The sequence below is a fragment of the Halopelagius longus genome (assembly GCF_900100875.1).
Taxonomy (GTDB): domain Archaea; phylum Halobacteriota; class Halobacteria; order Halobacteriales; family Haloferacaceae; genus Halopelagius; species Halopelagius longus.
This window is the reverse complement of the sequence record NZ_FNKQ01000002.1, coordinates 790,703-809,737: the sequence shown is the minus strand read 5'-3', so window position 1 is coordinate 809,737 and position 19,035 is coordinate 790,703. Positions and strand designations below refer to the sequence as shown.

The window sequence follows — 19,035 nt, the reverse complement described above, 5'->3', positions numbered from 1 at the left end:
GTGCTCGACGTCTTCGTCACCCACTACAACTACCTGGCGTTCGTCGCCTTGGTCGGTATCGGCCTGTACGGCGTCATCGAGAGCACCAACCTCGTGAAGAAGGTCATCGGAATGAACATCTTCCAAGTCGGCATCTTCCTGTTTTTCGTCACGACGGGCTACGTGGACGGGGCGGCCCCGCCGGTCGTTCACGGCGGCGGTCACGGCCCCTACGCGAGTCCGCTCCCGCACGTCCTCATCCTCACCGCCATCGTCGTCGGCGTGAGCCTGACGGCGGTTGCGCTCGCGCTCATCGTGCGAATCTACGAGGAGTACGGCACGCTGGACGAAGAGGTCATCAAGGAGGTGCGGCTGAATGACTGACGCGCTCGTCTTCCTCGTCGTCGCGCCGATAGTCGCGGCCCTGCTGCCGATAGCGTTCGGCGCGTTCTCCGAGCGCGCGGGGTGGGCCGTCGCCGCCGTCACCGCCGTCGTCCAACTCGGCCTGTCGCTCGTCGTCGCGCGGCGCGTCCTGACGGGCGGGCGGTTCAGCTACGAAGTCGGCAACTTCCAGCCGCCGATGGGTATCGAACTAATCGGGGACGGCGTCTCCGCGACGCTCTTAGTCCTCATCGCGGCGGTGACCCTCGGCGTCGTCGCCTACGCGCGCCGCGCCGGGCCGCACTCGAACGCGTTCTACAGCGAACTGCTGTTGCTCACGGCGGGCGTCTCCGGCGTCGTCGCCACCGGCGACGTGTTCAACCTGTACGTCTTCATCGAAATCACGGGGCTGGCCACCTACGCCCTCGTCGCCAGCGGTCGGTCGGCGCGGGCGGCGGTGGCGAGCCTGAAGTACCTGTTCGTCGGCACCATCGGCGCGTCGCTGTACCTGCTCGGCGTCGGCTACCTGTACGTCGCCACGGGGACGCTGAACATGGCCGACTTGGCCGAGACGCTCCCGACAGTCGGGTACGCGTCGCCGCTCGTGTTGACCGGGTTCGGCCTGATAGTGACCGGGCTGTTGGTGAAGGTGGCGCTGTTCCCCCTTCACACGTGGCAGCCGGGGGCGTACGCGGAGTCGCCCGACACGGTCAGCGCGTACATCTCGGCGCTCGTCTCCACCGTCGCCGCGTACGCGCTGTTCCGCATCGTCTACGCGGTGTTCACGCTGGAGTTCTTCGCGGCGGTCCCCGCCGCGCGCGACATCCTCGTCCTCCTCGCGGCGATCAGCGTCGTCGCGGGGTCGGCGCTCGCGGTGATGCAGTCCGAGCCCAAGCGGATGCTGGCGTACTCGTCGGTGTCGCAGTTCGGCCTCGTCGTCGCCGGTATCGCCATCGCGAACGAAACCGCCGTCTTCGGCGCGCTCATCCACCTCGTCGGACACGCCGTCATGAAGGGCGGCCTGTTCCTCACGGTGGGCGTCATCGCGGCGGGCACGGGCGCGCGAACGCTCGACGACTTCGCCGGACTCGCGGACCGCGCGCCGGTCGCAAGCGCCGCGTTCGCCGTCCTCGCGTTCTCGATGGTCGGCATCCCGCCGGCCGTCGGCTTCGCGGGCAAGTGGAACATCGTCCTCGGCGCGGTGACGGCGGGCGAGTGGATAGTCGCCGCCGTCGTCGTCGTGAGCACGCTCATGACGCTCGCGTACTTCGCGCGGTTCATCGAGCGAATCTACTTCGCCGACGTGTCCGAGCACGCGGCGGACGCCGACGCGGCCCAGACGGTCGCGGACGGTGGACCCGGAGCAGTCGGTCGTCCGCCCGTCTCCCTCGGGATGCGCGTCGTCGTCGTCGCGGCGGCCGTGACCGCCGTTCTGCTCGGGTTCGTCGCCTCGGACCTCGTCGATATCTTCCGACCGGTGTTGGAGGTGTACTTCGCATGACTGAGTCACTGAGACCGATGGCCGCGGTGTTGGCCGCCGCCGTCGGCATCGTCGCAATCGTCGCATCGCGCCGCAGACCGAACGTCCGCGAGGGCTTCACCGTCGCCTCGGCGCTCTCGACGTTCGCCCTCGTCGCCAGCATGGTGCCGGGCGTCCTCGACGGCACGGTGTACGTCACCGACCTCGGGACGTTCGTCCCCGGCGTGGAGTTCGTCCTCCGGGCGGACCCGCTGGGAACTATCTTCGCGCTGCTTGCGAGTTTCCTCTGGATAATCACCAGTTTCTACAGCGTCGGCTACATGCGCGGACTGGACGAACACGCCCAGACGCGCTACTTCGCCGCCTTCGCCGGCAGCGTCAGCGCCGCCGTCGGCATCGCGTTCGCGTCGAACCTCGTCGTCCTCTACGTGTTCTACGAACTGCTGACGGTGGCGACGTACCCGCTCGTCACCCACGACCAGACCGAGGAGGCGCGCCGCGCCGGCCGGAAGTACCTCCTGTACACGTTCGGCGGCGGCGTCGCCGTCCTCGCGGGGACGGCGCTCGTCTTCTGGTCCACCGGCACGGTGGACTTCGCGTCGGGCGGCATCGCCGCGCTCGCGAACGCCGACCCGGTGGTCGCCCGCACCGCGTTCGCGCTTCTGACGGCCGGGTTCGGCGTGAAAGCCGCGCTCATGCCCGTCCACTCGTGGCTCCCGGACGCGATGGTCGCGCCGACGCCCGTCTCGGGCCTGCTCCACGCGGTGGCCGTCGTCAAGAGCGGCGTCTTCGGCATCTCTCGGGTCGTCCTCGACGTGTACGGCCCGCAGACGGTGTCTGACCTCGGCGTCGGCCTGCCCCTTGCGGCCGTCGCGGCGTTCACCATCCTGACCGCGAGTATCATGGCGCTCCGACAGGACAACCTGAAGCGCCGCCTCGCGTACTCGACGGTGAGTCAACTGTCGTACATCGTCCTCGGGTTGGGACTGCTCAAGCCCGCGGCGCTTATCGGCGGACTGCTCCACATCCCCGCCCACGCGTTCATGAAGCTCACCCTGTTCTTCTGTGCGGGAGCCATCCACGTCGAGACGCACACCGACGACATCAGCGACATGGCGGGCATCGGACGGCGCATGCCGGTGACGATGGCCGCCTTCGCGGTGGCCAGCCTCGGGATGGCCGGCCTGCCGCTGGTTTCGGGGTTCGTCAGCAAGTGGTACCTCCTCATCGGAAGCATCGACGCCGGACACGTCGTGTTCGCGTTCGTGCTCCTGCTGTCGGGCCTACTGAACATCGCGTACTTCTGGCCCATCGTCTATCAGGCGTTCTTCCAGACGCCCGACGACGCCGACGCCAAACCCGTGATAGAGTCGCCGTTCGGCGGGCACTCGCACGCGGGGTCGCCGTCGGCCGCCAAGGCGGACGGCGGTGAGCCGAGCGACGCGAGGCGAGCCTCGTCGGAGCGTCGCTCCGACGGCGGGAAGCCGAAGGGGACGACGGACGACGCTGACGACTCGCAGTACGCCGTCGACCGCTACCCGAGCGACCACGTCCGCGACGACGCCGACGACCCGGACGTACACGGTCAGGGCGCGACCGAGGAGGCCCACGGCGCACACGACGACCACCACCACGGCGGCCCGCCGGAAGGCGGGTGGGAGCGCCGCGGACTCGGGAAGGAGAGCACGTGGTTCATGCTCGGGCCGATAACCACCGCCGCGGCGGGCGCGATTGCGCTCGGCATCGCGCCGTACGCGATGGTGTTCCTCGCGCTCATCGAACGCGTCGTCGCCGGCGCAACGGGGGTGACGTTCTGATGCTGGTCGAATCCGCATCGGCGTCCCCGTCCGTGTCCTGGCCCGTGTTGAGGATGCTTCCGCCGGCGTTCGTCGTGCTCGCGGTTGCGCTCCTGATGCCGGTGCTCTCGCGGCGACTCGGCCACGGACTCGGCGTCGTCGCCACCGGCAGCGTCGCCGTCTGGTCGTACGTCGTCCCGGCGGGGACGTACCTGCCGGTGACGTTCCTCGGCTTCGACGCCGTGCTGTTCAACGTGGACGCGTTCTCCCGGCTGATGGGCATCATCTTCGGCCTCATCGCCTGCGCCGCCGTCCTCTACTCGTACTCCTCTGCGGCGAGTAACACCCAGACCGCGTACGCCCTCGGCTACGTCGGCACGAGTCTCGGAGCCGTCTTCGCGGGCGACTGGCTGACGATGATATTCTTCTGGGAACTGATGGCCGTCACCAGCACCCTGTTGGTGTGGGACTACGGCGGCGAAGCGGTCCGCGCGGGCTTCCGCTACGCCATCTACCACGCCCTCGGCGGCAGCCTGTTCATGGCCGCCATCGTCTGGCAGTACGTCGAAGTCGGGTCGTTCCTCTTCTCGGCGGCGGAGGGCATCGTCCCCGGCATCCCCGCGGCACTCGCGGCGGTCGGTATCGGCGTCAACGTCGGCTTCGTCGGCCTGCACACGTGGCTCCCCGACACCTACCCGCGACCGCACGTCGCCGCCAGCGTCTTCCTCTCCGTCTACACGACGAAGACGGGCGTCTACGGGATGGCGCGGGCGTTCCCCGACGGCCACCTGCTCATCGCCTACATGGGCGCGGCGATGGCGATGGTCGGCGTCATCTACGCCCTGCTTCAGAACGACATGCGGCGACTCCTCGCGTACCACATCCAATCGCAGGTGGGGTACATGGTCGCCGGCGTCGGCATCGGCACCGCACTCGCCACCGCCGGCGCGTTCGCCCACGTATTCAACCACATCCTCTACAAGGCGCTTCTGTTCATGACGGCGGGCGTCGTCGTCGCGCGCGTAGACGAGGAGAACCTGAAGTACCTCGGCGGCCTCCGCAGTGCGCTTCCGCTGACCGCACTCGCGTTCACCATCGCCGCCCTCTCCATCAGCGGCTTCCCCGGCTTCAACGGCTTCGTCAGCAAGGGGATGATAACCGCCGCCGCCCACGACGAGCACTTAGACGGCGTCTACTACATCCTGCTCGCGGCGGGCGTCGGCACGTTCATGTCGTTCATCAAGTTCGGCTACTACGCGTTCTTCCGCGGCACCGAGCGCAACTGGACCACCGTCGAACGCGCCGCGAACGGACAGGTCGTCGCGATGCTGGGCGTCGCGGGCCTCTGCGTCCTCTTCGGGCTCTACCCCGACGCCCTGTTCACCATCCTCCCCGGCGACGCCCACGATGCGCACCCGTTCACGCCGGGTCACATCGGCGAGGGCCTCGTCCTCGCCCTCCTCGGCGTCGTCGGCTTCGCCCTCCTGAAGAAGCCGCTCTCGAAGATAGGCGGCGCGGTGCCGGACGTGGACTCGCTTCTGAACCCGGCGGCGTTCTACGGCACGCGGACGCTCGTCCGCGGCGTCACCGACCTCTTCGCCGCCGTGGACCGCGTCGTCGCGGGCGGGTCCTACGCCGTCGCCGGCGCGGTGTCGAACCCCTACCCGGTGCTCCGGCGCACCGCCTCGGCGTTCTCCCGCGACGGCGCCGACGACATCGGCCCCGGTTCCCTCCGGGCGACCATCGCCACGAGCATCCTGCTCGTCGTGTTGGTGTTGGCCGCGGCGCTCGTCGGCCTCCTCGGCTGAACCGCACCGCGTAGAATCTCTTTCTTCGATCTAGGCCAGTTCACCGGCCAACTCCTCGGCGACGCGAGCGCCGAGTTCGTCCTTCGAGCCCGCGAACTCGCTCGTCGAGTCAGACCGGACGAACAGCGTCCGCGTCTCTTCTTTCCCCATCACGCTGGCGTCGTTGGCGACGACGAACGAAAGGCCCGCACGCTCCGCCGTCTCGCGCGCCGCCTCGACCATCGACTCGTCGTCGCCCGACGTTTCGGCCTTGAAGCCGGCGATGGGCATCTCGGGGCGTTCCTCCCGCACCGCGTCGATGAGTTTCGGCGTCGGTTCCAGGTCCAGCGTCCGGGGTTCGCCGGAGCGGAGTTTCTGCTCCGACGCCTCGACGGTGTAGTCGGAGATGGCCGCCGCGGAGACGAGGGCGTCTGCGTCCTCGGCGGCGTCCAGAACCGCATCTAACATATCGGCGCTCGTCTCGACGGAGACGGCGTCGGCGTAGTGGACGTCGCCGCCGTCGTGGACGAGAGTCACGTCCGCGCCGCGAATCGCGCAGGCGCGCGCGACGGCGCGTCCGGTCCGCCCCGAGGCGCGGTTCGTCAGGACTCGCACTGGGTCGATGGGTTCGGCCGTCGCGCCGGAGGTGACGACGACGTCTTTCCCGTCGAGGGTCGGCTCCGTCGTCGCGCGGGCGACGCCGGTGACGATGGCCTCCTCGGCGGCTATCTTCGCCTTCCCCTCCTCGATTCTCGGGTCGACGAACTCGACGCCCCACGACTCGACGCGGCCGATGGCCTGCAGGACGCCGGGGTGGTCGTACATCGGTTCGTGCATCGCGGGGGCGACGACGACGGGGACGCCCGCGCCGAGTGCCGTCGTCGCGCAGGTGGTCACCGGCGTGTCGTCCACCGCCGCGGCTATCTTGCCGACGGTGTTCGCCGTCGCCGGGGCTAACAAGAGGACGTCCGCCCACCCCTCGCGCCCGCAGAGTTCGACGTGTTCGACGCGGCCGGTGAGTTCGGTGACAACGTCGTCGTCGGTGGCGAACTCGACGGCCCACGGGTGGATTATCCCCTGCGCGCTCTCGGTCATCACGCCCCGGACGGACGCCCCGCGCCGCCGCAGTTCGTGGGCCAGTTCGACCACCTTCACGGCGGCGATGCTTCCCGACACCCCCAACGCGACGTTGACGCCTTCGAGCATGGTCGTGCGGTTCGCCGCGCGGGGGTAAAAGGACTCGTCATCCCCCCCGACGGAGACGGGAAGACTGATACCGAACCGTCCGTCAGACTGACTCGATGCCCTCCAGACGCGACGTACTCCGCGCCGGCGGCGCACTCTGTCTCGGCGCGCTATCCGGCTGTGTCGCCCGCGCGTTCGACGCCCCGGAGACGCCGCCCGGCGAGTGGCGGACCGCCCGCCGCGACGCCCGAAACGCGGCGTATGCGCCCGACGCGACACCCCCGACCGACCCCGCCGTCGCGTGGACGCGGTCGTTCGGTTCGGACGGGCGCGTCGAATCGGTACTCGTCGCCCGCGGAAACGTCTACGCGGTCAGACCGACGGAGACGACGATTCTCGACTCGGAGACCGGCGAGACGAGACGAACGACCGGCGGCGCGGGACAGACGCCGGGCGATGGAGCCACCCGCGTCGCGGCGGTCGGCGAGGATTCGCTGTACACCGCCGACGGCGCCGCGGTTCGGGCGTTCGACCCGGACGGAAGTCTGCGCTGGGAGACGCGCCGCCCCGGCGTTCCGGACGGCGCCGCCGGCAGGGTGTACGGCCTCGTCGTCACCGACGACGGAGTGCTCTGCGGCACCCACGACGGCGTCGCCGCCTTCGATGCCGGCGGCGGGACGCACCGCTGGACGTTCGGCCGTGGTGGCATGGGCGGGTTCTACCCCGCCGTGGCCGGCGAACGGGTGTACGTCTGCTCTCCCGGGCCGACGTACGCCCTCTCGCGCCCCTCCCCGTTCGGCGCACTGTTCGGCGGCGGACCGTCGCCGGCGTGGGAACAGTCCTCGCCCGGGCCGGGGACGTGGCCCGTCGTGACCGACGGCCCGATTCTCGTCGGCGATGGGGACCGGCGGGGCGACTCGGGCCGTACGCGACCGCTTCTGGCCATCGCCCGCGACGGGAGCGTCGAGTGGCGCGCGTCGGCGTCCGGGGCAGTCGTCGGACTCGCCGTCGCCGAGGAGGAGTCGCTGGCCGTCTCGGTTCGGTTCGACGCCGCGAGCGAGGAGGGGCGCGTCGTCGCCGTCGAGACGGCCACCGGCGAGACGGCGTGGGAACGCGACGACATCGGCATCACAGACGATTTCAGCGGGTCCGTCGTCGTCGCGGGAGATACCTGCCTCGTGGCGGGGTTCTCGAAGGCGTCGGCGAACCCGATTCGCGCCCTCGATGCCGCTACGGGCGAGACGCAGTGGCGCAGAACCGTCGACGGGGACGTTACGTCCGTCGTCCCGGCGGGAGAGCGCGTCTACGCCGCCACGACGCTCGGGAACCTCGTCGCGTTCGAGTGAGCCGTCCGCGTTCGGTCGCCGCGCTCAGTCGTCCGCGCTCTCGTCCAGTCGCCCGAGTTCGTCCTCGACGAGACTCGGATGCGTTCGTTGGGGTTCGGGGTGCGGGTCCGCGAAGTACTCGCGCATCACCTCGCGGGACTCCGTCTCGCGGCGGGCGCGTTCCTCGGCGTCTATCTCCTCGCACCCGGGCGGCACCTCCCGCCCGCGGTCGGTGAAGTACCCTTCCGGCGTCACCCAGTCGTGGTAGTACGCGGCGTCGGAGTCGTGGACGAGGGTCAGACCCACCTCCGCGCCGTTGCCGGCGGCGACGACGGTCTGGTGGTACGTCTCCGAGAGGCGGCCGGCGGCGTAGACGCCCTCGACGTTCGTCCGGCCGTCGTCGTCCGTCTCCACGTAGCGTTTGCTCCCCGCGTCGCGTATCTCCACGCCGAGTCCGTCGAGGTAGTCGGCGTCCGACCACGAGGCGGCGACGACGAAGCGCGCGCCGAGACGAACGTCCTCGTCGCCCGCCTCGGCGCGGACGCGGAAGCGAACAGCCTCCTCGCCGTCGGCGAATTCGACCGCGGTCACTCGCCCTCGCCGAATCTCGACGCCGTTGCGTTCGGCTTGGTCGGTCAGCATCTCCAAGAAGAGCCGGGAGTTGACGCCCGCGGGAAAGCCCGGGACGTTCTCCAAGTGCGCGTTCCGCGCGAGGATGCTCTCGCCCGTCGTGACGACGAGCGTCTCCAGTCCCGCCCGGGCGGTGAACGTCGCCGCGGTCAGTCCCGCGACGCCGCCGCCGACGACGATGACGTCCGTTCCGTCGCCTCCGTGTTCGTCCATGGGTCGTGTACCTCAGAAGACAGCATCAGTTCGTCGGTCGGCGTCCGGCGGCGCGCGGCGACCGGCGGGACGGCGGGTCGGACGGGGTGTCGGCGGACGGCCGGCCGTTACAGGCGGTAGTCGGGGTCGTTGAGGGACCCGTCGTCGGAGGCGGTGAGGCTGGTGAGGCCCTCGGGACCGCGGTCCATCTCGACGCGGACGCGCCACCGGCAGTCGGAGAGTGCCGTCGCGTCGGTGAAGCGGACGGTGCGGTCGGGGACGCGGCGAACGAGGTCGACCGCGAGCGGCAACGTGGGGAGTCGCCCGGTTCGCTCCGCGAGCGCGTAGTCGCCGAACGAAACCTCCCACGCGTCGTCGTCGGGGCAGGCGACGACGCGGTAGTCACCGACGAACGACGACGAGGAGAGGCGGCGCATCGTGGCTTCGACGGGGGAGTTCGCCGCCGACTCGACGGCGGGCGACTCGACCGCCTCGGGAGCGTCGCCGGACCGGGGCCCGTGGGCCGCCGAGAGGTTCTCGGCGGCGGCGCGGACCACCGTCGCCTGTCGGCGCGGGCCGAGGCGCACGTCGAGTTCGCTCATCATGCTCCACAGCATTGTGAGACAGAAATCGTCGCGGTCCGACACGACCTCCGCGAGGGTGAGATACGTCTCCATCGTCGCGGACTCCACCTCGCGGTGGCCCGTCGTCGATAGCGCCTCGAACACCGCTCCGGCGACGTCGTGACAGAACGAGAGGTAGCGCACGCGCACGTCTTCGGGTTCCGAGGCGAGGGGGCCGACCGGCCCGTCGGACACCTCGTGAACCAACGGTTCGAGATACTGCACCTGCGGGTCGTACCGCCGGAGAACCGACCGGTACTCGGACGCCGCCTCCGCCGCTTCCGCGGCGCTCTCTCTGTCGTCGAAGCGTACGCCCGCCGCCGGCACCGGCTCTCGCCCTGTTCGACCGCATACAACCGCGTACGGACCGTCTTCGACGGATAACGTCTCGACGTGCTCGCGAATGTCTTGGAGCGTTCCGCCGACCATATGCCGCCACCTCTGTACGTCTCTGCCAAATACTTTCGTATCTTCGGATACGTCAGACGATAGAACTGTCTGCCCCACAGGTCTTTGGTTTCGTGGGCCGAACGGCGGGTCGTGGACGAAATTGTCGTCAGCACCGTCGTCTACGTACCCCCCGAGGAGGCGTACGAGTTCGTCGTCGATTTCCCGCGGTACGCGAACTACTCGGAACACCTCGAACGCGTGGAGACGCGGCGCGGGGACGGGTCGGCGGGAACCCGGTACGCCCTGACGTTCTCGTGGTGGAAGCTCGACTACACCGTCGTCTCGGAGGTGACGGAGCTCGACCCGCCCGAACGGGTCGAGTGGAAGATAGTGAAGAACTTCCGCGCGCGGGGTCGGTGGCGCGTCGAACCGTTGGACGAACTGCCGGCCGACGCCCCGGAGGACGCGGAGACGGCCTGCCGGGTCTACTTCGAGGTGAGCTACGACCCCCGGAGCGCCGAGGGGAACGTCGACCTGCCGCGATTCGTCTCCCTCGGGTGGGTCATAGACAAGGTGTCGCCGAAGATAGAGTCCGAGGCCGAGGAGATACTCGAACGCGTCGTCGAGGACCTCGAAGGCCGACGGCGACCGGTCCAGTTGACGGTCGAACGACAGGACGTATGAGCCGCGAACGACCGCTCAGCGAACAGAAACGCACATCAGTCACCCTCTCGGAACCATGAACCGTATGCACGACCTGAGGTGTCTCTCGTGCGGGTAGTCATCGTCGGTGCCGGCCAAGTCGGGTCGAGTATCGCCGCGGACCTCGACGAGACGCACGAGGTGGTCGTCGTCGACAGCGACCCCGACAGAACGGAGGATCTGAACTACACGCTGGACGTCCTCGCCGTGACCGGCGACGGGACGGCCGTCTCGACGCTCGAAGATGCGGGCGTCGAGAACGCGGACATGGTCATCGCGTCGACCGACGACGACGAGACGAACATCGTCGTCTGTTCGACCGTGAAGGCCATCAGCGACGCGTTCACCATCGCTCGGGTGAAGAACACGGAGTACCTGCGGACGTGGCAACGCTCGAAGAAGGCGTTCGGCATCGACTTCATGGTGTGTACGAACCTGCTGGCCGCCGAGTCCATCGTCCGCGTCGTCGGCCTCCCCGCCGCGCGCGACGTCGACCCCTTCGCGGGCGGGCGCGTCCAGATGGCCGAGTTCGAGGTGGACGAGGACAGCCCCGTCTCGAACGTCACCATCCGCGAGGCCGACCGCTTCGACGAACTCACGTTCGCCGCCATCCTCCGGGAGGGGAGCGTCGAGATTCCGCACGGCGAGACGGTCATCCGGGCCGGCGACCGCGTCGTCGTCATCGGGACGCCGCCGAGCGTACAGGAGTTCGCCCGGTCGGTCGCGCCGGACGAGTCGCCCGGCACCGCCGAGGAGGTGGTCATCGTCGGCGGGTCCGAAATCGGCTACCACGTCGCCCGCCTCCTCGAAGAGCGCGGCTTCAACCCCCGCCTCATCGAACGCGACGACCTGCGCGCGCGCAAACTCGCCGAGGACCTCCCCGGGACCGTCGTCATGGAGAGCGACGCGACGGACATGGACTTCCTCGAACGGGAGCACGTCGGCGACGCCGACCTACTCGTGGCGGCGTTGGACTCCGACGAGAAGAACCTCCTCGTGTCGCTTCTGGCCGGTCGCCTCGGCGTCGAACGGACCGTCGCCGTCATCGACACCACCGAGTACGTGGACCTCTTCGAGGCCGTCGGCGTCGATATCGGCGTCAGTCCGCGCGAAGTCGTCGCCGAGGAGATAACGCGGTTCACCCGCGAGGGCGGCGCGGAGAACGTCGCGCTCATCGAGTCGAACAAGGCCGAGGTGCTCGAAATCGAGGTGGACGAACAGAGCATCCTCGCGGGGCGAGCGATCAAGGAGTCGGTCGCGGAACTCCCCGACAGCGTCGTCATCGGCGCGATAACCCGACGCGGCGAGTTCATCACCCCGCGCGGGGACACCGTCGTCGAACCCGGCGACCACGTCGTCCTCTTCGCCGCCACCGAAGTGGTGGACGCCATCGCGCCGAAACTGTAACCATTCGCCGCCCGGAATTCCGTACACTAAAGCCGCAGGCGGTGCGAGTAACCCGAAGGCACCTTCGGTGACTATCTGATGAAACTACGTGTCGATTACAGAGCCAGTCTCAGCCTCGTCGGGACCGTTCTCAAGTATCTCGCCGTCCCGCTCTGTCTCCCCCTCGTCGTCGCTCTCGTCTACGAGGAGACGGTGCTCCCGTTCGTCGTGACCATCGCGGTCACCGTCGCGGTGGGCGCGGGACTGGAACGACTCGACCCCGACCCGGACCTCAGGGCGCGGGAGGGGTTCCTGATGGTCGCGGTGACGTGGTTGGCGGTGACGCTCGTCGGCTCCGTCCCGTACCTCGTGGAGGCCCACGGCCTGCCGCCGGTGTTCCCGCCCATCAACCCCGAATCGACGCTCGGCAACCCCGTGAACGCGCTGTTCGAGACGATGAGCGGGTTCACCACCACCGGAGCGACGGTCCTCGGCGAGATCTCCTTCGACGCGCACACCCGCGGCGTGATGATGTGGCGACAGCTGACCCAGTGGCTCGGCGGGATGGGTATCGTCGTCCTCGCCGTCGCCATCCTACCGGAACTGTCCGTCGGCGGCGCGCAGTTGATGGACGCCGAAGCCCCCGGCCCGGGTATCGAGAAGCTCTCGCCGCGCATCGCCGAGACGGCCCGCGCCCTCTGGGGAGCGTACCTCGGCTTCACCGTCCTCGAGATCATCTTGCTGTACTCGCTGTATCTCCTCGGCATCGACCCGCAGTTGACGTTCTACAACAGCGTCGCCCACGCGTTCACGACGATGCCGACGGGCGGGTTCTCGCCGGAGGCCCGCAGCATCGAAGCGCTCTCGGCGGCGGCCCAGTGGATAATCATCCCCTTCATGATCGCCGCCGGCACCAACTTCGCGCTGTTCTGGCACGCGCTCACCGGCAATCCGGGGCGAATCGGCGAGGACTCGGAGTTTCGCTTCTACGTCGGCATCATGGCCGCCTTCACGGCGGTCGTCTCGATCCTCCTTTTCACCGGGAGCATCGTCTCCGTCGTGCCCGCGGGCGAGACGTTCGACGCGGCGTACCTGGAGGGCGTTCGGCAGACGATCATCGGGAACGTCGAACCTGCGGTCCGGCACGCGGCCTTTCAGGTCGTCTCCATCGTGACGACGACGGGGTACGCGAGCACGGACTTCAACACGTGGGGACCGGCCGCGCAGTACCTCCTCCTCTTTGCGATGTTCATCGGCGGGTCGGCGGGTTCGACCGGCGGGTCGGTGAAAATCGTCCGCTGGTACGTCATCGTCAAGTCCGTCCGCCGGGAACTGTTCACCACGGCGCACCCCGAGGCGGTTCGCCCCGTCCGTCTGGCCGGGCAGGTGCTGGACGAACGCACCATCCGCGGCATCTACGCGTTCACCCTGCTGTACTTCGTCATATTCTTCGTCTCCGTCGGACTGCTGTTCTTGGAGGCGACACGGTACGGCCAACCGCTCTCGGTCCTCGAGACGATGAGCGCCGTCGCGGCGACGCTCGGAAACGTCGGTCCGGGCTTCGGCGTCGTCGGCCCGATGGGGAGTTACCTCGGCTTCTCGAACGCCGCGAAACTGTTCATGGTCGCCTTGATGTGGATCGGACGGTTGGAGATCCTGCCGGTCCTCGTCCTCCTGACGCCGGAGTACTGGCGGCGGTAGCCGCAAAAGCGGGGATTTCGAAGTTCGCTACGGTTCGAGGCCGTACAGCGCCGAGCGCAGGAACACGAGGACCGGGATAATCTCCAGCCGGCCGATCCACATGTTGAGCAGGAACATCGCCTCGCCGAGGGGATGCATCCCGGGACCGGTGATACCCGAGGAGAGGCCGACGTTTCCTTGCGCCGACGCCACCTCGAACAGCACGTCGGCGTACGTGAAGTCAGAGGGGGTGAGATTGACGAGGACGAGACTGGAGACGATCAGCAGGCCGATCCAAAGCAGCGAGACGATGGCCGCCTCGCTGAACTCGCGATCCATATCCGAGCGGTCGAGTCGCCGGCCGTTCATCCTGATGCTGACGACGGCGCTCTCGGGGAGGAACACACGGGAGAACTGCCACTTGATGCCGCGGCCGATGGTGTACGCGCGGACTATCTTGATGCCGCCGACGGTCGAACCGGCCGCACCGCCGATGACCATCGCGACCGAGACGATGAGTTTCCCGCCCGGGGCCCACCGTCCGATGGGCGCGGACTGGAAGCCGGTGCAGGTGAGCGCGCTGATGAACTGGAACACCGAGTCCCGGAGGGCGTCGGCCGTCGGGAACCCAAGCAGGGGCGCGACCCCGAACCAGTTCTTCGTGCCGGTGAACGCGTCTACTTGTTCGCCGACCGAGGTGACGTTCTGCAACGAGAGGATGACGACGCCGAGTGCGAAGCCGACGAACAGCCACCGCGTCTGTAAGTCCGAGACGAGTTGGCCGTAGTCGTGGTCCCGGAGAACCGCGTAGTGGATGGGGAACGCGATAGCGCCGAGCGTCATGATGGGCAGGAGGACGGTTTCGATGAGCGGGGAGTCGTAGGTTGCGATGGAGTTGTCCGTAACCGAGAACCCGCCCGTCGAGAGGCCCGTCATGGCGTGGTTGAGCGCCTGCCACGCCGCCTCCCAGAGGGGGAGCGTCGCGCCGTACTCCGAGAGGCGGATGGCGACGAACAGCGCCGCGATGGAGAGCAGCGTGTAGAGGAGGAATATCTTCCACACCTCGCGGACGGTGGAGATGATGCTCGGGTGAATCCGCTCCTCGCGGGCCTCCGAGCGATAGAGCGTGTAACTCCCGCTCCCGGGCCGCGCGAGGATGGCCGTCGTGAGGACGATGACGCCCACGCCGCCGACCCACTGGATGAACGACCGCCACCACTGGATGGTCCGCGGCAGCGACGGTTCGTGGACCGCCATCGTCAGTCCGCTCCCGGTCCACCCGCTCATGCTCTCGAAGAGGGCGTGAAGCGGGTTCGTGAAGTAGACGATACTCGACTCCGCGTACTCGACGCCCGAGGGCACGTACGTCGAAGCCACCTCCGGCGGCGTGAGGTGCGCCGTCAGCAGGAACGGCAGCGACCCGAACAGCGCCGTCATCAGCCATCCGCTGGCGGCGATTATCATGCCGTGTTTCATCCGCGGGTTGGGGGCCTCCGCGAACGCCCGGCGCGCCCCGAGTCCGACGACGGCGGTGACGGCCGCCGAGATGAGGAACGAAACGGCCGGGTACCACTCGCGGAAGGCGAGCGCTACGATAACCGTCGCCGCCATCATCGTCGCCTGCATCGCCAACAGCGACCCGACGTCGCGGGCGATGGTGGCGAGGTCCGCCGGCCACCCCGCGACGGTGCGGCGTCGGGACTGCGACATCAGTGGTCCTCGAAGTGGCCGAACACGTCCGTCACCTCGGCCGTCGCGCCGGTGGCGGAGTAGACGGTGAGAAGGTCACCGCCCTCGATAACGGTCTCGCCGCGGGGGGTGATGGGGTCGCCCGTGCCGTCGCGTTCGATGGCGACGATGAGAACGTCGCCGCCGAGCAGACCGTTGGAGGCGGCCTCTTCGAGCGTCCGTCCGGCGATGGGCGCGTCCTCGTTGACGCGAATCTCGAACACCTCCGCCTCCTCGCCGATGCGCATGTAATCGACGATGGAGGGGCGCTTGACCGCCCGGTAGAGATACTCGGCGATGAGGCGCTGGGGGTTCTCCATCGTGTTCACGCCGATGCGACTGTAGATGTCCATGTGCTCGGCGTTGTGGACGACCGACACCACGTCGGGAATCTCCAACTCCCGCGAGAGGAGACAGACCATGATGTTCGTCGCGTCTTTGTCCGTCGTCGTGATGAGGGCGTCGGCCCGGTCGGCCCCCGCGTCGACGAGCGTCTCCTTCTCCGTCGCGTCGTCGTTGAGAACGAGACAGTCGTACTCCGAGGCGGCTTCCTCGGCTTTCTCCTCGTCGTTCTCCACGACGACGACTTCGTTACCGCCCTGCGTGGCGATTTCGATGAGCGGAGAGCCGATGTTGCCCGCTCCGACGATGATGAGATACATAGCGACTCGTACGATTCGCTCGGGGCGGCGCGTTGAAAACGTACCGTTCCGCCGACGTGAGTGCGACGCGTCGGACGGGCGCGGGAACCGAGAATCGAGAACGAGAGCGGCGACCGAACTACTGCGCGTCCTCGACGGCCGAGGCGGCCCGGAGGATGGTCTCCTCGCCGAACTTCGGGCCGACGAGTTGCAGGCCGACCGGCAGGCCCTCCGATTCGCCCGCGGGCACGGAGACGGCGGGGAGGTTCGCGAGGTTCACCGGGACGGTGTTCGCGTCCATCAGGTACAACTGAAGCGGGTCCGAGAGGCTCTCGCCGAGTCGCGGCGGCACCACCGGCATCGTCGGCGTCGCCAGCACGTCCGCCTCCTCGAACGCGGCGTCGAAGTCCCGCTTTATCCACGCGCGGGCGTCTTGGGCCTTCTTGTAGTACTTGTCGTGGTAGCCCGCAGACAGCGCGTACGTCCCGAGCAGGATGCGGCGCTTGACCTCCTCGCCGAAGCCCTCCTCGCGGGCGCGGGCGAAGGCGTCGTTCCAGTTGCCCTCGTACCCGCCGGAGACGCCGTAGCGGACGCCGTCGAAGCGCGCGAGGTTCGAGGACGCCTCGGACATCGCGATGACGTAGTACGCCTGCACCGCGTGTTCGAGCGATTCGAGGCTCACGTCCACGAGTTCCGCGCCGCGCGATTCGAGGTCCGAGAGCGACGCCTCGAACGTCTCGACGACTCCCTCGTCCGCGCCTTCGAGCAGGTCCGTGATGACGCCGACGGTCATCCCCTCGACGTCGCCGTCCGCGGCGGCGGCGTACTCGGAGTTCTCGGCGGGGTGGCCGCCGTTCTCGTCGTACCGCGTCGTCCCGTCCCGCGGGTCGGGCCCGGAGATGACGTCGAGCAGTCTCGCGGCGTCCTCGACGTTCGAGGCGATGGGGCCGATCTGCTCTAAGGAGTTCGCGTACGCGACGAGGCCGTACCGCGAGACGAGGCCGTACGTCGGCTTGAGGCCGACGACGCCGCAGAAGGCGGCGGGGTTGCGGACCGACCCGCCGGTGTCGGATCCGAGCGCCACGTCCGCCTCGCCGGCGGCGACGGCGGCGGCGGACCCTCCGGAGGACCCGCCGGGGACGCGTTCCTCGTCGACCGGGTTCTTCGTCGGGCCGTAGGCGGACGTCTCCGTCGTCCCGCCCATCCCGAACTCGTCCATATTGGCCTTCCCGACGATGGTCGCGCCGGCCTCCTTCAGGCGTTCGACGACCGTCGCGTCGTACGGCGGGACGTACTCCTCGAGCATCGCCGACCCGCACGTCGTCCGGACGCCCTCGGTGCTGATGTTGTCTTTGACGGCGACGGTGAGGTCAGAAAGGGGGCCGTCGTCGGCTCCCTCGATAGTCTCTTCGGTGATGAAGATGTTCGCGCTCATCTACGACACCCGCGGTCCTTTGAAGAAGCCGTCTTCCGTCTCGGGGGCGTTTTCCAGCGCCTCCTCCTGGTCGAGGCTGTCCTGCACTTCGTCGGGCCGCATCACGTTCACGAGGTCCGAGTCGGCGTCGACTTCGGGAACCTCGTCGAGAGCGTCGAAGTATTCGAGGATGTCGGCGAACTGCGCGGAGAACTCCTCGACTTCCTCCTCGTCGAGGTTCACCCGCGCCAGTTCGGCGACGTGCCGCACTTCCTCGGCGTCGACGGGCGTATCGCTCATGTATCTGCGAAACCGGGGGCCGGGAGTAAGGGTTTCGGTGTGCGGGAGTCGGGGTCCGACCCCGACCGGTCGGCGTCCCCATCGAAGCGAGGGGTCGGCCGTGACACCCAAGTTAGATGCCTCCGGTGTTACTACGACGGCGGTGACGGCGACTGCGACGGAGATGCGAGAGGCGCGAATCGACGGAACTGGTAAATATTTCCTTCGTTCACCCGAGTGAAACACTGGTTGTTCTGTATCCAAACCGACTGATTCCCGCCGTCGTACCGACGCCATGTAATTTTCGGCCGAGTCGCGAACGGATTCTGCCGACACATATAAGTAAAACCCGCGGGTAGTCGTAACCGGAGAACGCTCCAGCCCGTTTCTCTGCCCAACTATGACTGACAGCGTCCGAAGCTTCACGTCTGAGCGCGCACGCGCGCGCGAGCGTGACAACGAGACGGAGGAGACGCAAGAGGGCGACGACGAGCAACTGCGCTGCCCCGAGTGCGGTTCGGAGAACCTCGTCACGGACAACGAACACGGAGAGACTGTCTGTGACGAGTGCGGCCTCGTCGTCGAAGAAGACGAGATAGACCACGGCCCCGAGTGGCGCGCCTTCGATTCCCGGGAGAAAGACGAGAAGTCCCGCGTCGGCGCGCCGACGACGAACATGATGCACGACAAGGGGCTCTCGACCAACATCGGGTGGCAGAACAAAGACGCCTACGGGAAGTCGCTGTCCTCGCGCCAGCGCGAGAAGATGCAGCGCCTCCGGACGTGGAACGAGCGGTTCCGCACCCGCGACTCCAAGGAGCGCAACCTGAAGCAGGCGCTCGGCGAGATAGACCGCATGGCCTCGGCGCTCGGCCTGCCCGAGAACGTCCGCGAGACCGCCTCGGTCATCTACCGCCGCGCGCTCAACGACGACCTGCTACCGGGACGTTCCATCGAGGGCGTCGCGACGGCGGCGCTGTACGCCGCGGCGCGGCAGGCGGGCACCCCGCGCTCGCTCGACGAGATTACCAACGTCTCCCGCGTCGGCAAAGACGAAATCGCGCGGACGTACCGCTACGTCGTCCGCGAACTGAAGTTGCAGATAAAGCCCGCCGACCCGGAGCAGTACGTCCCGCGGTTCGCCTCGGAACTCGACCTCTCGGACGAGTCCGAACGCCGCGCGCGGCAGTTGCTGAAGAACGCAAAGCAGAAGGGCGTCCACTCGGGCAAGTCGCCGGTCGGCCTCGCGGCCGCCGCCGTCTACGCCGCGTCGCTTCTGACGAACGAGAAGGTGACGCAGAGTCAGGTCAGCGACGTGGCGAGCATCTCGGAGGTCACCATCCGCAACCGCTACCACGAGCTTCTCGAAGCCGAAGAACAGCTCTCGATGCCGTAGACCGTCGGCTGTTCTTTTCCGCTCGTCGCGCCCCGAGCGAC

16 protein-coding genes are annotated in these 19,035 nt (G+C 68.2%); 9 read left to right on the top strand and 7 right to left on the bottom strand.

What is annotated here, in order from left to right; genetic code table 11:
• From BLS11_RS09845 to BLS11_RS09830, 4 genes are read left to right on the top strand one after another with little or no spacing between them, the layout of a single operon-like run.
• The gene (locus tag BLS11_RS09845; RefSeq protein ID WP_092536682.1) at positions 1 to 363 is read left to right on the top strand and encodes a cation:proton antiporter subunit C; all 363 of its coding nucleotides are present in this window, start codon (positions 1 to 3) and stop codon (positions 361 to 363) included.
• Positions 356 to 1,861: a monovalent cation/H+ antiporter subunit D family protein gene (locus BLS11_RS09840; protein ID WP_092536679.1), complete on the top strand. Its 1,506-nt coding sequence runs from the start codon at positions 356 to 358 to the stop codon at positions 1,859 to 1,861. The genes BLS11_RS09845 and BLS11_RS09840 overlap by 8 nt, the downstream gene beginning before the upstream one ends.
• On the top strand, positions 1,858 to 3,657 hold the full coding sequence (locus BLS11_RS09835; protein ID WP_092536676.1) for a cation:proton antiporter: 1,800 nt from the start codon (positions 1,858 to 1,860) through the stop codon (positions 3,655 to 3,657). Before BLS11_RS09840 ends, BLS11_RS09835 begins: the two co-directional genes overlap by 4 nt.
• Positions 3,657 to 5,444: a Na(+)/H(+) antiporter subunit D gene (locus BLS11_RS09830; RefSeq protein WP_175454423.1), complete on the top strand. Its 1,788-nt coding sequence runs from the start codon at positions 3,657 to 3,659 to the stop codon at positions 5,442 to 5,444. Before BLS11_RS09835 ends, BLS11_RS09830 begins: the two co-directional genes overlap by 1 nt.
• Positions 5,445 to 5,474: 30 nt before the next feature.
• Here BLS11_RS09830 and coaBC read toward each other — a convergent pair whose 3' ends face one another.
• Positions 5,475 to 6,629 carry a bifunctional phosphopantothenoylcysteine decarboxylase/phosphopantothenate--cysteine ligase CoaBC gene (gene coaBC, locus BLS11_RS09825; protein ID WP_092536673.1) on the bottom strand — a complete coding sequence of 385 codons (1,155 nt, stop codon included), beginning with the start codon at positions 6,627 to 6,629 and terminating at the stop codon, positions 5,475 to 5,477.
• Positions 6,630 to 6,724: 95 nt separating this feature from the next.
• On the opposite strand from coaBC, the gene BLS11_RS09820 reads away from it, so the two are divergent.
• The gene (locus BLS11_RS09820) at positions 6,725 to 7,954 is read left to right on the top strand and encodes an outer membrane protein assembly factor BamB family protein (RefSeq protein WP_092536670.1); all 1,230 of its coding nucleotides are present in this window, start codon (positions 6,725 to 6,727) and stop codon (positions 7,952 to 7,954) included.
• Between the two features lie 24 nt (positions 7,955 to 7,978).
• Here the strand turns inward: BLS11_RS09820 and BLS11_RS09815 are convergent, their stop codons facing one another.
• Both BLS11_RS09815 and BLS11_RS09810 read right to left on the bottom strand, forming a co-directional pair.
• Entirely contained in the window at positions 7,979 to 8,776 is a 798-nt protein-coding gene (locus tag BLS11_RS09815) for an FAD-dependent oxidoreductase (protein ID WP_092536667.1), read from the bottom strand.
• Positions 8,777 to 8,883: 107 nt separating this feature from the next.
• The gene (locus BLS11_RS09810) at positions 8,884 to 9,807 is read right to left on the bottom strand and encodes a DUF7551 domain-containing protein (RefSeq protein ID WP_092536664.1); all 924 of its coding nucleotides are present in this window, start codon (positions 9,805 to 9,807) and stop codon (positions 8,884 to 8,886) included.
• 111 nt (positions 9,808 to 9,918) lie between these two features.
• Between BLS11_RS09810 and BLS11_RS09805 the strand changes: the two genes are divergently transcribed.
• From BLS11_RS09805 to BLS11_RS09795, 3 genes are all read left to right on the top strand, one after another.
• Positions 9,919 to 10,452, top strand: a complete 534-nt coding sequence (locus tag BLS11_RS09805) for a type II toxin-antitoxin system RatA family toxin (protein ID WP_092536661.1) — start codon at positions 9,919 to 9,921, stop codon at positions 10,450 to 10,452.
• Between the two features lie 87 nt (positions 10,453 to 10,539).
• Positions 10,540 to 11,877, top strand: coding sequence for a Trk system potassium transporter TrkA (gene trkA / locus BLS11_RS09800; protein ID WP_092537250.1), 1,338 nt, complete (start codon positions 10,540 to 10,542; stop codon positions 11,875 to 11,877).
• 78 nt (positions 11,878 to 11,955) lie between these two features.
• Positions 11,956 to 13,557 (top strand): TrkH family potassium uptake protein, encoded by a 1,602-nt coding sequence (locus tag BLS11_RS09795; RefSeq protein ID WP_092536658.1) that lies wholly within the window; start codon positions 11,956 to 11,958, stop codon positions 13,555 to 13,557.
• A 27-nt stretch (positions 13,558 to 13,584) separates the two neighbouring features.
• Here the strand turns inward: BLS11_RS09795 and BLS11_RS09790 are convergent, their stop codons facing one another.
• The 4 genes from BLS11_RS09790 to gatC all read right to left on the bottom strand — a co-directional run bounded on the left by BLS11_RS09790 (position 13,585) and on the right by gatC (position 17,619).
• Positions 13,585 to 15,246: a TrkH family potassium uptake protein gene (locus tag BLS11_RS09790; RefSeq protein ID WP_092536655.1), complete on the bottom strand. Its 1,662-nt coding sequence runs from the start codon at positions 15,244 to 15,246 to the stop codon at positions 13,585 to 13,587.
• Entirely contained in the window at positions 15,246 to 15,926 is a 681-nt protein-coding gene (locus BLS11_RS09785; RefSeq protein WP_092536652.1) for a potassium channel family protein, read from the bottom strand. The genes BLS11_RS09790 and BLS11_RS09785 overlap by 1 nt, the downstream gene beginning before the upstream one ends.
• Before the next feature lie 118 nt (positions 15,927 to 16,044).
• Complete coding sequence (gene gatA / locus BLS11_RS09780) at positions 16,045 to 17,340, bottom strand: Asp-tRNA(Asn)/Glu-tRNA(Gln) amidotransferase subunit GatA (RefSeq protein ID WP_092536650.1); 1,296 nt, start codon at positions 17,338 to 17,340, stop codon at positions 16,045 to 16,047.
• On the bottom strand, positions 17,341 to 17,619 hold the full coding sequence (gatC, locus tag BLS11_RS09775; RefSeq protein WP_092536647.1) for an Asp-tRNA(Asn)/Glu-tRNA(Gln) amidotransferase subunit GatC: 279 nt from the start codon (positions 17,617 to 17,619) through the stop codon (positions 17,341 to 17,343).
• Between the two features lie 379 nt (positions 17,620 to 17,998).
• Here gatC and BLS11_RS09770 point away from each other — a divergent pair, with 379 nt between their 5' ends.
• A complete protein-coding gene (locus BLS11_RS09770) occupies positions 17,999 to 18,994 on the top strand; it encodes a transcription initiation factor IIB (RefSeq protein ID WP_092536644.1) in 996 nt (331 codons plus the stop codon).
• Positions 18,995 to 19,035: the final 41 nt, after the last annotated feature.

Excerpts from the sequence above, each read along its gene's own strand:
- BLS11_RS09840 (WP_092536679.1), top strand. The coding sequence starts at position 356 with ATGACTGACGCGCTCGTCTTCCTCGTCGTCGCGCCGATAGTCGCGGCC.
- BLS11_RS09835 (WP_092536676.1), top strand. The coding sequence starts at position 1,858 with ATGACTGAGTCACTGAGACCGATGGCCGCGGTGTTGGCCGCCGCCGTC.
- BLS11_RS09830 (WP_175454423.1), top strand. The coding sequence starts at position 3,657 with ATGCTGGTCGAATCCGCATCGGCGTCCCCGTCCGTGTCCTGGCCCGTG.
- coaBC (WP_092536673.1), bottom strand. The coding sequence starts at position 6,629 with ATGCTCGAAGGCGTCAACGTCGCGTTGGGGGTGTCGGGAAGCATCGCC.
- BLS11_RS09820 (WP_092536670.1), top strand. The coding sequence starts at position 6,725 with ATGCCCTCCAGACGCGACGTACTCCGCGCCGGCGGCGCACTCTGTCTC.
- BLS11_RS09815 (WP_092536667.1), bottom strand. The coding sequence starts at position 8,776 with ATGGACGAACACGGAGGCGACGGAACGGACGTCATCGTCGTCGGCGGC.
- BLS11_RS09810 (WP_092536664.1), bottom strand. The coding sequence starts at position 9,807 with ATGGTCGGCGGAACGCTCCAAGACATTCGCGAGCACGTCGAGACGTTA.
- BLS11_RS09795 (WP_092536658.1), top strand. The coding sequence starts at position 11,956 with ATGAAACTACGTGTCGATTACAGAGCCAGTCTCAGCCTCGTCGGGACC.
- BLS11_RS09790 (WP_092536655.1), bottom strand. The coding sequence starts at position 15,246 with ATGTCGCAGTCCCGACGCCGCACCGTCGCGGGGTGGCCGGCGGACCTC.
- BLS11_RS09785 (WP_092536652.1), bottom strand. The coding sequence starts at position 15,926 with ATGTATCTCATCATCGTCGGAGCGGGCAACATCGGCTCTCCGCTCATC.
- gatA (WP_092536650.1), bottom strand. The coding sequence starts at position 17,340 with ATGAGCGCGAACATCTTCATCACCGAAGAGACTATCGAGGGAGCCGAC.
- gatC (WP_092536647.1), bottom strand. The coding sequence starts at position 17,619 with ATGAGCGATACGCCCGTCGACGCCGAGGAAGTGCGGCACGTCGCCGAA.
- BLS11_RS09770 (WP_092536644.1), top strand. The coding sequence starts at position 17,999 with ATGACTGACAGCGTCCGAAGCTTCACGTCTGAGCGCGCACGCGCGCGC.